9 protein-coding genes are annotated in these 13,439 nt (G+C 67.2%); 4 read left to right on the top strand and 5 right to left on the bottom strand.

Annotated features, from left to right (window positions below; genetic code table 11):
- Positions 1–20 precede the first annotated feature (20 nt).
- Positions 21–341, bottom strand: a complete 321-nt coding sequence (locus ACIOMQ_RS32510) for a DUF6300 family protein (protein ID WP_402191463.1) — start codon at positions 339–341, stop codon at positions 21–23.
- Entirely contained in the window at positions 338–3,934 is a 3,597-nt protein-coding gene (gene dnaE / locus ACIOMQ_RS32505; RefSeq protein ID WP_402191461.1) for a DNA polymerase III subunit alpha, read from the bottom strand. The genes ACIOMQ_RS32510 and dnaE overlap by 4 nt, the downstream gene beginning before the upstream one ends.
- 353 nt (positions 3,935–4,287) lie before the next feature.
- On the opposite strand from dnaE, the gene ACIOMQ_RS32500 reads away from it, so the two are divergent.
- The 4 genes from ACIOMQ_RS32500 (at position 4,288) to ACIOMQ_RS32485 (ending at position 7,621) form a co-directional block, all read left to right on the top strand.
- Positions 4,288–5,223: a LysR family transcriptional regulator gene (locus tag ACIOMQ_RS32500; protein ID WP_401269426.1), complete on the top strand. Its 936-nt coding sequence runs from the start codon at positions 4,288–4,290 to the stop codon at positions 5,221–5,223.
- Positions 5,224–5,975: 752 nt separating this feature from the next.
- On the top strand, positions 5,976–6,863 hold the full coding sequence (locus ACIOMQ_RS32495; protein ID WP_401941574.1) for a peptidoglycan recognition protein: 888 nt from the start codon (positions 5,976–5,978) through the stop codon (positions 6,861–6,863).
- A gap of 116 nt (positions 6,864–6,979) precedes the next feature.
- A complete protein-coding gene (locus ACIOMQ_RS32490) occupies positions 6,980–7,186 on the top strand; it encodes a hypothetical protein (protein WP_362211270.1) in 207 nt (68 codons plus the stop codon).
- Positions 7,187–7,414: 228 nt separating this feature from the next.
- Positions 7,415–7,621 (top strand): DUF5988 family protein, encoded by a 207-nt coding sequence (locus ACIOMQ_RS32485; protein ID WP_402191459.1) that lies wholly within the window; start codon positions 7,415–7,417, stop codon positions 7,619–7,621.
- A 761-nt stretch (positions 7,622–8,382) separates the two neighbouring features.
- Here the strand turns inward: ACIOMQ_RS32485 and ACIOMQ_RS32480 are convergent.
- The 3 genes from ACIOMQ_RS32480 to ACIOMQ_RS32470 form a co-directional block, all read right to left on the bottom strand.
- The gene (locus ACIOMQ_RS32480) at positions 8,383–8,967 is read right to left on the bottom strand and encodes a hypothetical protein (protein ID WP_401269432.1); all 585 of its coding nucleotides are present in this window, start codon (positions 8,965–8,967) and stop codon (positions 8,383–8,385) included.
- Between the two features lie 1,974 nt (positions 8,968–10,941).
- Positions 10,942–11,211, bottom strand: coding sequence for a hypothetical protein (locus ACIOMQ_RS32475; protein WP_402191457.1), 270 nt, complete (start codon positions 11,209–11,211; stop codon positions 10,942–10,944).
- A 353-nt stretch (positions 11,212–11,564) separates the two neighbouring features.
- The gene (locus tag ACIOMQ_RS32470; protein WP_401269439.1) at positions 11,565–12,734 is read right to left on the bottom strand and encodes a S1 family peptidase; all 1,170 of its coding nucleotides are present in this window, start codon (positions 12,732–12,734) and stop codon (positions 11,565–11,567) included.
- Between the last annotated feature and the right edge of the window lie 705 nt (positions 12,735–13,439).

The raw sequence follows: 13,439 nt of genomic DNA, 5'->3' as shown, positions 1-13,439 counted from the left end.
GCACGCCTGATCCTCGGCGATCAGGCCGTGGACATCGCCGATGGCGCCGCGGGCGGGGTGGCGAAAGCCCACAGGCAGCCGGTGTGGGGGCCTTCGCCTGGACGCCCATGGTCTCCTTTGTCGCGGGCAGGGGGCGGGCTGCCACCTGCTGCAGGGTCATTGATGTCGCAGGATCGGCAGAGCACGGTCTCCTTGAGGCCATCGGGCCATTCTCCGGCGCGGTTGCGCCAGGCGCGTGAGTAGCGAGCCACCGGCACCGGCGCCTCCCAGTGTGGGCAGGGAGGGGGTGTCCCGGAGGTCCGCAGTTCGATTTCGGCCGACGCGTCGGTCCTCGGCGTCATACGAGGCCCACCCACGCGTCAGCCCCGAACGTGCCTTTCACGTCGGAGGCGACGGTGGTGGCATCCACCGTGGCTTGCAAGGCGTAGACAGTCGTCTTCCGTGCGCTGCGGACGCTGAGGTGGACTGGACTGTCACCTGGGTGGTCCGCGAGGATTTGCTTCAGTTCTCTGACGGACTGTTCGGTGATCCGGTGGAAGGGAAGGGCAAGCCGCACCGGAGGTTTCCCGCCGTGCTCGGCGGAGGACACGTCCAGGACCACGAGTTCCCTGCCGAAGATGTTCACGGTTCCATCCCGGTCTTCGATCTTTCCTTTGACGGAGACGACGTTGTCCTCGGTCAACGCGTACTGCACGAGCTGGTAGGCGGCGGGGAAGAAGAGGACCTCGATGCCGACATCGCGGTCCGCGAGGTTCACGATGGCCCAGGTGTTGCCCTGTTTGGTCATCTTGAGCTGGATGCCGGTGATCAGCCCGGAGAGCTGCACATCCCCGGCGGTGCGACCGGAGGCGAGCAGTTCGGCGATGGAGCAGTCCCGGGCGCCGGAGAGGATGTGCTCGGCGCCGTCCAACGGGTGGGCTGAGACGTAGAGGCCGAGCATTTCGCGTTCGGTCGCCAGGAGCTGTCTGCGAGGCCATTCTGCGTCGTCAACGGAAAAGTCGAGGCCGAAGGCCGGTTCGCCGCTCCCTTCTCCGCCCAGATCGGCGAAGAGATCGTCTTGCCCGAAGCTTGCCGCTTTCTTCACGGGGATGATCGCGTCGATGGCATCCTCGTGGATGGCGGTGAGGCCCTTGCGTGAATGCTGCAGGGAGTCGAAGGTGCCGGCCTTGATCAAGGACTCCACGGCCCTCTTGTTCAGTGCGGGCAGGTCGGCCTTGTCGAGGAAGTCGGAGAAGGAGGTGAATTTCCCTTTCCGGCGGCGCGCGTCGACGATGGCCTCGATGACGTTGTCGCCGACGTTGCGTACGGATCGCAGCCCGAACCGTACGTCATCACCGACAGCGGTGAACTCCGCGACGGACTCGTTCACGTCGGGCTGGAGCACCCGGACGCCGTTCTTACGGGCGTCGGCGAGGTAGATCGCGGCCTTGTCCTTGTCGTCGCCGACGGAGGTGAGCAGGGCGGCCATGTACTCGGCCGGATAGTTGGCCTTGAGATAGGCGGTCCAGTACGAGACGAGGCCGTAGCCGGCGGTGTGGGACTTGTTGAAGGCGTAGCCGGAGAACGGGAGCATGACGTCCCACAGGGCCTTGATGGCTTCTTCGCTGTAGCCGTTGTCCTTCATGCCGTTGTGGAACTTGCCCCACTCCGCAGCCAGCACCTCCGGTTTCTTCTTGCCCATCGCACGGCGCAGCAAGTCGGCGCCGCCGAGGGTGTACCCGGCCAGTTCCCGGGCGATGGCCATGATCTGCTCCTGGTAAACGAGCAGATGGAAGGTGTTGCCGAGGATCGGCTCCAGTGCGTCGCGCAACTCGGGGTGGATCGGGGTGATCTCCTGGCGGCCGGTCTTGCGGTGTGCGTAGTTGGTGTGCGCGTTCGCCGCCATGGGACCGGGCCGGTAGAGGGCGTTGACTGCGGCGATGTCCTCGAACCGGGTGGGTTCCATCTGTTTCAGCAGCACGCGCATGCCACCGCCGTCGAGCTGGAAGACACCGAACGTGTTGCCCTCGGCCAGCAGCCGGTACGTCTTGGCGTCGTCCAGAGGGATCACGACGGTGGACCGGCCGCCGTCCAGGGGATCCACGGTGGCCAGGCTGATGCCCCGGTTCTCGCGGATGTTCTCGATTGCCTGGTCGATGACACCCAGATTCCGCAGCCCCAGGAAGTCCATCTTGATCAGTCCCATGGCTTCGCAGGACGGATAGTCGAAGCCGGTAATCTTCACGCCGTCCGAGGCACGCATGTGCAGCGGGATGCGGTCGGTGAGCTTTGTCTTGGAAAGGATCACCGCCGCGGCATGCACGCCGGTGCCGCGGGTGAGGCCCTCCACCCCGCGAGCAGTGTCGAAGACCCGCCGCACATCCTGTTCGGCGTCATACATCTGCCGGATCTCGCCGGCCTCTCCATACCGCTCGTGGCAGGAGTCGAAGACCGCGGCCAGTGGGGCTGACTTGCCGTTCTGGTCCGGCGGGAGCGCCTTGGTGATCCGCTCGCCGTGGGAGTAGGGATAGCCCAGAATGCGCGAGGAGTCCTTGATCGCGTTCTTGGCCTTGATCTTGCCGAAGGTGTTCACCATGGCGGTGTACTCCTCGCCGTACTTCTCGGTGACGTAGCGGACCATCCGGTCGCGCTGACGGTCGTCGAAATCGAGGTCGACGTCCGGCGGGTTGATGCGTTCGGGGTTCAGGAACCGCTCGAAGAGAAGGCCGTGCTCCAGGGGACACAGTTCGGTGATGCGGGTGGCGTAGGCAACGACGGAGCCGGTGGCCGAGCCCCGGCCGGGACCGAGGGGGATCTTGTTGTTCCGGGCGTGGCGGCAGATGTCCGCCACGACAAGGAAGTAGGAGCTGAATCCCATGGGGCCGATGACCGTCATCTCGGTCTCGAAGCGGTCCATGACGTGCGGGGGGATCGGGTCCCCGTAGCGCATGGCCAGCCCGTTGAGGACCTCCTTGCGAAGCCACGATTCCTGGCTCTCTCCTTCAGGCACGTCCGGGAACTGCGGCATCTCGTCGACGTAGTCGAAGACCTCGTCGTAGGACTCGACGCGCTCGGCGATCAGCAGGGTGTTGTCGCAGGCTTCCGGAAGTTCCGAGAACAGGCTGCGCATCGCGGCGGCTGTCTTGAGGTAGTAACCGGAGCCGTTGAAACGGAAGCGGCCCGGGTCGTCCTTGTTCTTGCCGACACCGATGCACAGCAGGCTGTCGTGGGCGTCGGCCTGGTCCTCGGTGACGTAGTGGGCGTCGTTGGTTGCCAGGAGGGGAATGTTCAGTTCCTTGGCCAGGCACAGCAGACCGCTGCGGACCTCACGCTCGATGTCCAGGCCGTGGTCCATCAGCTCCAGGAAGTAGTTCTCGCTGCCGAAGATCTCTTGGTAAGCCGCGGCAGCAGCCTTCGCCTCGTCGTACTGGTTGAGCCTCAGACGGGTCTGGATCTCGCCGGACGGACAGCCCGTGGTGGCGATGATGCCGTCCGGCCGTTCAGCGATCAGCTCCCGGTCCATGCGCGGTTTCCCGGCAGGAAACTGACCCTCGTAGCTGGCCTGCGTGCTGAGCCGGAACAGGTTCCGCAGGCCCTGGACGTTCCGCGCCCACATGGTCATGTGGGTGAAGCGGCCGCCACCGGAGACATCTTTCGACCCCTCACCGTCTGCGCTCGTAGCGCGACGGCCTCCCGGCCCCCAGAACTCCTGCTTCCGGACGAGACGAGAGGAAGGCGCCACATACGCCTCGATACCGATGATCGGCCTGATGCCCTCGAAGCCCTTCGCGACCTGCGCGAACTCATAGGCGCCGAACATGTTGCCGTGATCGCTCATGGCGATCGCGGGCATCCCCTGTCGGGCCACCTCGTCGAACATCGGCTTCAGCTTCTGTGCGCCGTCCAGCATCGAGTATTCGGTGTGATTGTGCAGGTGAACGAAGGAATCCGGCATGGGTGGGTCATCTCCGAGGTGAGTAGGAAGCCCCACCCCGGCAGAGACGCGATGGTGGCCTTGTCAATGGCCGACCGCACCGGCATCGGCACATGGGCGGACGACTCGAACCGTCGCGGTGCGATTGCGCCGACGGAGCAGCCAACGGGTCGAACCCGCCCGTGTACGCGATGAGGCCAAGCCCTTGAAGTGCATCCGGCGGCCGCCCGGCAGCCGGGCAACGTTCCTCCTGCCACTCGGCTTGCGAAACTGCACGTTGACCAGAGACATCAAAGCGAGCATGGCGTACTGGAATCAAACAACCATTTCACTGATCAGACTCAACAATTAGTTGTTTGCCTATGATGCTCAGCGTGGACCTCACTGCCGTACGCACCTTCGTCACCGCCGTGGACGCGGGACAGTTCCAAGAAGCCGCCACCACCTTGTCGATCACCCCACAGGCCGTCTCCAAGCGCATCGCCGTGCTGGAGAAGGACCTCGGTGTGCAGTTGTTCAGCCGCACGGCCCGCGGAGCTCGGCTCACCATCGACGGGCAGGCGTTCCTGCCCTACGCCCGGGCTCTCCTCCAGGCCGAGGAGCGGGCAGCCGCTTCCGTGCGGCCAGGGCGCCGGGCGTTGCGCGTCGACGTGATCGGCCGCCGGCTCTCGCTGGCAGGTCTGCTGCGCGACTTCCACCGCGCGTATCCCGACACCGATCTCGATGTGGTGACCCTGTTCGACTCGGTCACGGCCATCGCCGCCGTCCGGTCCGGAACGATCGACGCAACCTTCCGCGCCGTCACCATGCCGGGCCGGAAGCTCCCCGTCGGCGTCGAGGCCACTCCGGTCTTCGACGAACCACTGCACCTGTTCACCGGACCGGCCCACGAGTTCGCCGCCGCCCGCGCGATCGCTCCCGGACAGCTCGCCGGGCGCCGGATCTGGATGCCCGGCAACATCCCCGGCACCGAGTGGGCCGCTTACTACGACGAACTCGCCACCGTGTTCGGGCTCACCATCGACTCGATCGGCCCCAACTTCGGTATCGAGCCCCTCCTCGACACGATCGCGGACTCCCCGACGCTGGCGACCTTTGTCAGCGAACAGACCCCACTGGTCTGGCCTGCCGGCCACGACCTGCGGCGCATCCCCCTGCACAACCCGACCCCGGTCTACCCGCACTCGCTGATCTGGCGCACCGACAACCCGCACCCTGCCCTCGCCGCACTGCGCAAGCACCTCGTCTCCACATACCCCGGCCGCCTCGACAGCGAGATCTGGGTACCGAAGTGGGCTCAGTGCGCTTAAAGGTCTGAACGGAAGCCGGTGGTGATGTAACTGCCGGCTTGGACGGTCGTAGGTCTGGTGGTGGGCACGAGGGAGTCTCGTCCATGGGCCGTCTCGGACGAGCTGTGGTCGCTGCTCCATCGTCCAATGCACTTGCGGGGACCTTCAAGGCAGGCGTGCTTCTGAACGCAGCCGGTTCCGTCTGCTCGTCCGCAGTCTCCGAGAGCAAGTTCGCGACGTGCGACGTGGCCCATGAACTGCTCCCGAATCTCTTGGCGTGACCGCCCGGTAGTCATCGGTCGGCCGGAACCGGCGACGGCGACGGCGACGGCGACGGCGACGGCGACGGCGACGGCGACGGCGACCGATGAACGCCTGGTGCGCTTCGACGGCGCCCTCAGGGGAGATCGTGGCAAGGCCAATCGTCGTGTTGATGTCGCTGTGACCTGCAATTACCCGAGCGATGCAGGATGGCAGGCCATTGAGGGACGGCAGCTGTGGTGAAGATCCGGATCCGTACACGGCCATCCGCTTCGGGGCCCGCCGGCCCATGCCTCGGCCAACAGGACCATGTGGTCGATGCCGAGCTTCCGAGCATCAGTGACACCGACCTCGTCGTGGCACGACGGCCGGGAGCATCCACGCCGACCAGGAGCGAGGACGCGCTCGCCTGACCGCAGTAGTCCGGCGCGCGCGGCAAACATCCCGCCGCAAAGCTGTGAGCATACGCGCTCCCGCCGCTGTGCCGGCGAAAGACGAAGAAGGTTTTCCCTGTGCGTTTGTTCCGCATAGCACTATGGGTCACGGCCCCCATGGCGGTGTCCCTCATCGCAGCGCCGTCAGGGCTGACGAAGGCCGGTGCCGACGACGAGACGGCGCCGCAAAGTCCGCCCGCCGTGTGGCCGGCCGGATCGGTTCCTGAACCGACTACCGATTCCACGCAGCCGTTCCCGGCCCTGGGAGCAACCTCAGTGGCTGTTTCCCGTGGAGCACCACGGCCCGCCATCGTGCCGCGTACACAGTGGCAGGCCGACGAAACCACGCGTGACCCCCATGCCCACTACGCGGAAAAGGTGACGGCGGTTTTCATTCATCACACCGACACCCCCAACGGTTACGACTGCACGAACGTCCCACGTACCCTGCGCAATCTTTATACGGGCCAGATTCGCGACCGCAGGTGGGGAGACCTGGGTTACAACTTCCTCGTCGACGCATGCGGCACTATCTACGAAGGCCGTGCCGGCGGTAGCGACCGTCCCGTCATCGGGTCCCACACCCTCGGTTTCAACCGCGGCACCACAGGGGTCGCCGCGATCGGGACCTTCGGACGAGGCACGCCCGTACCACCAGCCATGGAACACGCGATCGCGGCCCTCGCCGCCTGGAAGCTCGGCCTGAGCGGCATCGACCCCACCAGCAAAGTGCGGCTCACCTCCACGAACGACAAGAGCCGTTACACCAAGGGGACTTCAGCCGAATTCGATGCCATCTCCGGCCATCGCGACGGCTATACCACGTCCTGCCCCGGCGAAGCGCTCCTCGCACGGCTCCCCGCGATCCGGAATCTGGCTGCCAGCCTCCAGGCCCAATCCTCACAACCACCCATGGGCACCCGTCTTCCCATCGGCCTGCAGAACCTCGGTAACGCCAGTCATTGACCGGCCATCAGGACGTGACACACCCGACGGGGTGCAAACCACCGAGGGCCTTGCCACGAGAGCAGGCGTGCGACTGCATCGGGCTGACTCCAGATGGACCGGGCAGGGCCGGAAAAATGATCATCTGGCTCAATGACACCTTCGGCGCGGGCCTCGGCCTGGGCATCGGCATGAACGAGAGAGCAGGACTCAATCCAGGTCTGGACGGCGACTCCACTGATGGACAACCGCCCGACGGCGGCCCCGCTGAAACGGAGACAGGCATCATCGGCGGGCAGCGACTGGGCGCCCTTCCCCACCCCGTTATCACCATTGCCCCGTGACGGCGGCGCAACTGCCCCTACAGGCCGCAGAAGGAGGCGGCTCCCCGGCCCCGGCAAGCCGAGCAGCGGCCGGATTCCCCGGGCCGGAAGCACACGGACGGAGGACAGCTGTGACGCGCCACCAGGAAATGCAGCCGTCGCGCTGTCGGACTGCCGACGGACACACAGCGGCCGGCACTTCGGCGCGTCATGAAAGAGCGGGACCACCCTCCCGGGGAGACTTCCCTCATGACCCACACGACGAAAGCAGCTCTTGAGGGCGGCCCCCACGATCTCCCTGAGCGGATCGTCTCCGTACCCGCACCTGGAGCCGACCTCAAGATCCCGTTCCGAGGCGGATACGAGCACTTCAAGATCACCACGCGCCACCAGGAAACCCCAGAAGGCTCGTTGCCTGTCTACGAATGGTGGGAGCGCACGGAAATCCCGGGTTGAGCACCAGCCAGAGGATGAGACCGGACGCTCCGTCCTGGGCAATGAGATGCCCCACTGTTCCGCCCGGTCAGGTGTGACGTGACGGAAGGCCCCGAATCGGCCGCCGTGATCCAGGGGCTTCAACCCGGTGGCCGGCACCGTACGGGCGGAACGCAAGCAGCCGAGCCTCCGGCAGGAGAACACCACGGACGCTCTGCCCCGGCACGCACACCAGTCGGGCGGGGGTGTCCCGAACAGGGACACAGTGTGCCGCACAAGGCGCGCCTGCGAGGCCGAGGCCAAGCCGGGGACCGGTCATCGGTATCGGCTCTGGCCTGCTGTCTGCAAGATGGACACGTCGGTTCGGTGGTCCACGGTGAGGTATGCAGGAGTTCAGCGGGCAGCGGTGGCCAAGAGTTCGGACAGTTCGCGCATGTCGTGAAACAGGGTGTTGCAAGGCTCTTCGGGGCGCGAGGCCGACGTGAGGCCGCCACAGTAGCCAGAGGCCGGCGTTCCGGCGGCACGGGCTGCCTGAACTCCGCACACACTGTCTTCAACCGCTACGCACCGCCCCGGGTCCACGCCCATGGAGCGGCGCATCCGGCACATGCGGGCCGACGACTGGCACTCGACATGAAGGAAACCCCGTTGGTCCCGGGGTTCGTCCCTGGAAGGGCGTTGGGGCCGAGGGTGCAGCGGTGCCCTGCCTGAAGCTGTTGGGACACGGAACCCCGGCCCAATTCCGGCGGGCCGGGGTTCCGTGTCAGGCGGTGATGGTTGGGTCACCGGCCTTCGTGGTGGCGCTCGATCACGCGGAAGCTGCCCACGACTCCGTCGCGGACGTGGACGCCGCCCCGGACGTGGCCGGGGAAGACGCCGTCGCTGGAGCTGTGCGGGCCGACGGTGGCGATGGGGGCGCCGTTGTCGCAGGTGGCACCGCGGAAGACCTCGATGGTCCGGCGGCTGTCGTTGCGGATGTTGAGGCTCCGGGAGCCCAGACCGCTGACGACGGTGATGCAGCCACCGCGCTCGTCGGAGTAGGTCCGCTCGTTGATGTGGATGCGGCCCTCCTCGTAGTGCCCGCGCTCCCTCTCGTAGCCCCTGTCGTTGCCCTTGCCCTCGTAGCCCCCGCCCTCGTTGCCCCCGCCCTCGTTGCCCTTGCCCTCGTTACCCTTGCCGGCGTCGCCGCCGTTGGGGGCCGAGGCGGGGGCGGGAGCCTGCTGGACGACGGGGGCGGGAGCCTGCTGGACGACGGGGGCAGCCTGGGCCGGCTCGTAGGAGGCGGCCGAGGCGTAGGTGATGCCAGTGGCGGCCAGGGCCGCGGCAGCCGCGACAGCGGCCGTAACAACGGTGGAACGGGTAGTCATGTCACTTCTCCTGTCTCAGAGAGGCCGACTGAGCAGCCGACCCGTGATTGAACGTACTGACGGTCCCCATAGCTGTCATATCGGACGCGTTGGGCGCCGGTGCCGGAACACCGATCGAGGTACACAAGGTACGCCATATGCTATTTCCATATAATCTTAGGTAAAGTCAACTGGCTCCGGAATCAGGCGACTTGAAATCCGGTTAGCCTGTCCAGGCGACTTCCCGAAACCCGCTCACCCCGGCGACCGCGTGTCTTTCCTTGACACGCCCAAGCAGCCGCCCAACACCACCGCCCAACACCCTTTTTTGGCTGCTCAGACGGGATCGCGGTCGAGCTGTGTCACCGATGCGGGATCCAGCAACGCAACGGGTGAGCACCGCCCGGCCTTGCCACACGCCCCCAGGCGTCCGTTCTTGGCGTCGTGGTACTGCACATGCAAGCGGGCGGGCACGTGTCGACGAGACTGTGACCGTGGGCCCCGGCTGAGCTCGGCGCAGAAAGGCCCGGTATGGTCGCCGCCCATGGTCCAGGGCGGTCTCGCCGGGGAATTCGTGGTCCGGGGTGACTGCGGTGTGAAGTCTGCCAGTGCCCACCACGTCGTGCCCGGACCTGTTTCCACGACACGGTCGGAAACCGCAGACTGTGGTGGACCAGGATCAGTGAGACCGATTCGCCGTCGCCGAGAACGCCGTCGGGGACCGGGTTGGCCCGGATCGGCGGCGGACGAGCGATCGGGCAGGCCGGGCGGCGGGCGCCCGCATTGTGACGAGCTGGACGGCGCCGTCCCGGTCGGCGTACACCGACATCCAGTGGCCGTCGTCGCGCGGCGGCAACCGTGCCGAGGCCCGGGCCGACCGCACCACCCTGACCTCGTTGCTGCCCAGCCGCACCTTGTGTATGTGTACCCGTTGTCCCCACGCGTCCCCGCGGGCCTGTTGCCTGCCGTACTCCAGTCCGACTTCGCGATGCCGAGTCGGCCCCCTACCGCGAACGGGACCAGCCATCGCGTGAGCATCGGAGTGTGCGTCGGCTTCGGGGATCGTGCGGTGGTCCCGGACTATCGCGTAGGCCCTGTGCCCGCTCGACCGCTGTCCCGCGTCGATGGGGACTGCTTCACAACGCTCGATGGGAAGCGGACGCCGTCGGTGGCGACGTCCGCATCTGGGAAGTCACGTCGTTTGGCCAGTCCACGGTGGCAGATGAGGGTGCAGGCGATGCCGGGGAGAGCAAGAAGGTGGTTCGGTTTACGTTCATGGGGCAGCGGAGTCGGCGGCCGCACGTTGCCCAGACCATGGTGCGTTCGGTCGTTACGCGTAGGCGTACCCACGAAGACCACCGCGGCCAGGTCGTCGCGGCAGTCCGTGGAGGGCCCAGCCCGCCTCCCCGTTCGGGGGCCCGGTCGACTCAAAGCTCAGTCGGAGCGCCGCGCTGTTCGCCATCGAGCAATTGATGGCGGCCAGCGTGCGCACCCGGAGCAGCCTCCCCATCCGAGCCTCGTACAAGCTGCCGCCGCCCCGTTGACTTCAGCCCCCGGCAACCGCGCCAAAGCGCGCACTCCGACGGCTACGACGGCTACGGCCGGGCCCGGCCTGCGCCGACGCCGAGGGGGTCGGCAGCATATTTCCCGATGCCGCGATCCCGGACGCCTCGTGAGGGGAGCGCGCACCGCCGGCTGCCGGGCCGCGCAAGCATCCAGGCCGCCGCGACCCGACCTGCCGCGGGCCTCGACAGCGTGAGCCCGCGCGACGCCCACCTCGTCGAAGTCGGGGGCGTGAAGGCCGATGCCGCCGGTCGGACCGCATCGCCCGAGCCGACCCACACGTTGCCGTCGGCCGACCACCACTGCCCCGGCCCGTGAACGTCCATGTGAACGGCGACCGGTCGGTCCGCCCGTATACGCAGTGGCGGTGTGGCTGGACGCGGTGCCCTTTCCTCGTGATCCGGGCCGGACGACGACGTGTCGATGGTGCTGTCAGACCCCGCCCCAGAACTCCGTCGAACTATCGGGGGTGCGGTCACCCAGGATGACGGAGAATGCGATCAGCACGATGAACAGGAAGACGATGACGTCGACCCACATCCACGTCTGTTCGGCCGCCGCCCACGGCCAGATGATCGACGCGGCACAGCCGAGCACCGCCACCACGCAGAAGACAAGAACAGCCGGCCTGACGCGTCGTTGCTTCTTCGCGGGCCGGGAGTACCCGCGCGGCGCCTCCGGCGTCCGTTGCTTCCCCGCCACCCGGATCACTCCCGCCTGACACCGTCAGCAACGCGGCGGCTCCCGAGGGTTCTCGTCCCGCGTCACGTTTGGCCGGACGATCGGCGTCCAGTCTTCCCGAGTCTTTGGCAGGCCGCCTCGGCCCACGCCAATCCGCACGCAGGGCGGCCGGTAATAACACCATCGTCGCCGCTTCCCATGGACACCTGTGACACACCTCGGTGGCCGCGCCGGCCCACGCTGCCGTCCTTGGAGCAGTCCTCGGGCCCCGTCCGCCCGGACGGGCCTGTCGCACTCGAGTGGTGCAAACCTTTTCGCGACAGGCCCTCCGAGCGGAGCCGGCAGGAGAACCGATCCGGCCGCCCCGCGTACCGTCAGGCCGTGTGCAGGGTCAGCCCGTAGCGGTTCAGGATCTCGTTGATCGGCTGATGCCAGGTTTCGCCGCCGCTGCTGCAGTTGCCCCAGCCGCCCGAGGTGACTCCCTGGGCCTGGTCGCCGCTGATGAAGGAGCCGCCCGAGTCACCCGGCTCGGCGCAGACGCTCGTCTTGGTCATCTGGTAGACGGCGCCCTGGCTGTAGTTCACGGTCTCGTTCGTGGCCAGCACGTTGCCGCAGTGCCAGTGGGACGTGGAGCCGGAGCGGCAGATCGAGGCGCCGACGGGCGCCTCCGCGGAGCCCCGGACCAGTTGGTCGGAGACGGTGCCCCAGCCGAGAACCACGGGTACGGTCCACCAGCCGTTGCCCACACTGACCCAGGCGTAGTCGTCACCCGGGAAGGACGATCCCTGGAAGTTGCCGATGGCCGAGCCGTCCCATCCGCTGACCGCCGCGCCCGCCTGGCCGCAGTGTCCTGCCGTGACGAAGCCACCGTAGACGGAGAAGCCTATGGAGCACCGGACGTTGCCCGTGTAGTACGGGTCACCGCCCACGGTCCCGGCGGAGAAGGTCCGGGGCGCCTCGGGCGTCTGCCTCACCAGGACGGGGCCGGCCTTGCGGGCCTGTTCCACGAACGTGCGGACATCGTTGTCATCCTCTGCCGAGGCGACGACGTTCACGACGACCCGGTTGACCTTCGGGTCGACGTGCCAACTGCTGATGCCGTCCGGCGCGGACAACCTGTCGATCCGTGCCTTGGCCGCGTCGAGCTGACGCGCGCTGTGGTCCACCAGCCGGACGGTCGCACCGGACGCCTCTACGACGTCGGCCTTCTTGACGTCGGTGACGGCCACGGTGAGTTTGCCCGTGGCCGGTTCGAACCATGAGCCGGCGTATGAAGGCCCGGCGGCCTGTCGGGCCTTGCCCTGTACAGAGGCTGCCGACTTCTCTGCGGCGAGACGGGCCCTGGCCTGGCTTTCCGTCAGGCCGAGATCTCTCCGCATGGCGGAGAGCAGACCGGACGAAGCCGGAGCTTCGGCGGTGTCGGCGCGGGAGGCAGTGGACGGTGAGTCCACGGCGGGTACGGAGGCGGAGGCCGAGGCGAGGCCTGCGGTCGCCCACGCTCCGACGACCAGGGCGGCTGCCAGGCTCGCACGTAAGGCTGTCATACGTCTCAAGGGAATGGCCTTTCTGTTGTTCCGACATCATGGGGAGGAACAGCAGGCATCCGAGAGGTCTCACCTGAGAGCGCTCTCAGAGTGTGCCGCAACGGACTGTAGCCCAGCATGTCGGTCAGGTCCATGCCAATGGAGTCGGGAGCGCTCTCCAGGAGTACGGACTCGACCTGAGGCGGCCTCGAAGCCGGCGCGGCGGCGCGGGAACCCTTCTCTCCTCAAGTTTTCGCGTGTGTGCCCGGCGCCCCGACTGCCGCCGCGGAGCAGGTGGAAATACAGCTCCCCCTCAGGAGCCTCACCCATGACGGCTCCCGCCGGCAGCTCTCCTTCGTGGCCCGGACTGTGGCACGGCTTTCCGTGAACCCCGCACACGCGCCCCTCGACAACGAGACATGGCGCAGGTCCCACCTTCCCGGAACGATGCCGCCCGCCCCGGCCGGCAGGAACCACCCGGTGGCCTTCGAGCCCGCCCTGGAGCAGTTCGCCAACGCCTGTCGGAGGCAAGCCCAGATTCGACGACGAGGACGAAGCAGTGGTCCGGGCCTGGCACCGGGCGCGGCGCACTGTGCTGGGGACCCGTGCTCGCTGCTGTCGCGAACGGCCGGCGGGGCGGGCATCCGATGCTGCGCGGCGCTGTGTTGACGGCCACCTGGTTCGGGAAAGCAGCTCGTGATCGGCGATCCGGGCTTCCTCGTCACG

This window comes from Streptomyces sp. NPDC087845 (genome assembly GCF_044742755.1).
Lineage (GTDB): Bacteria > Actinomycetota > Actinomycetes > Streptomycetales > Streptomycetaceae > Streptomyces.
The sequence above is the reverse complement of the archived record's forward strand: the minus strand, read 5'-3'. Positions and strand labels throughout refer to the sequence as shown.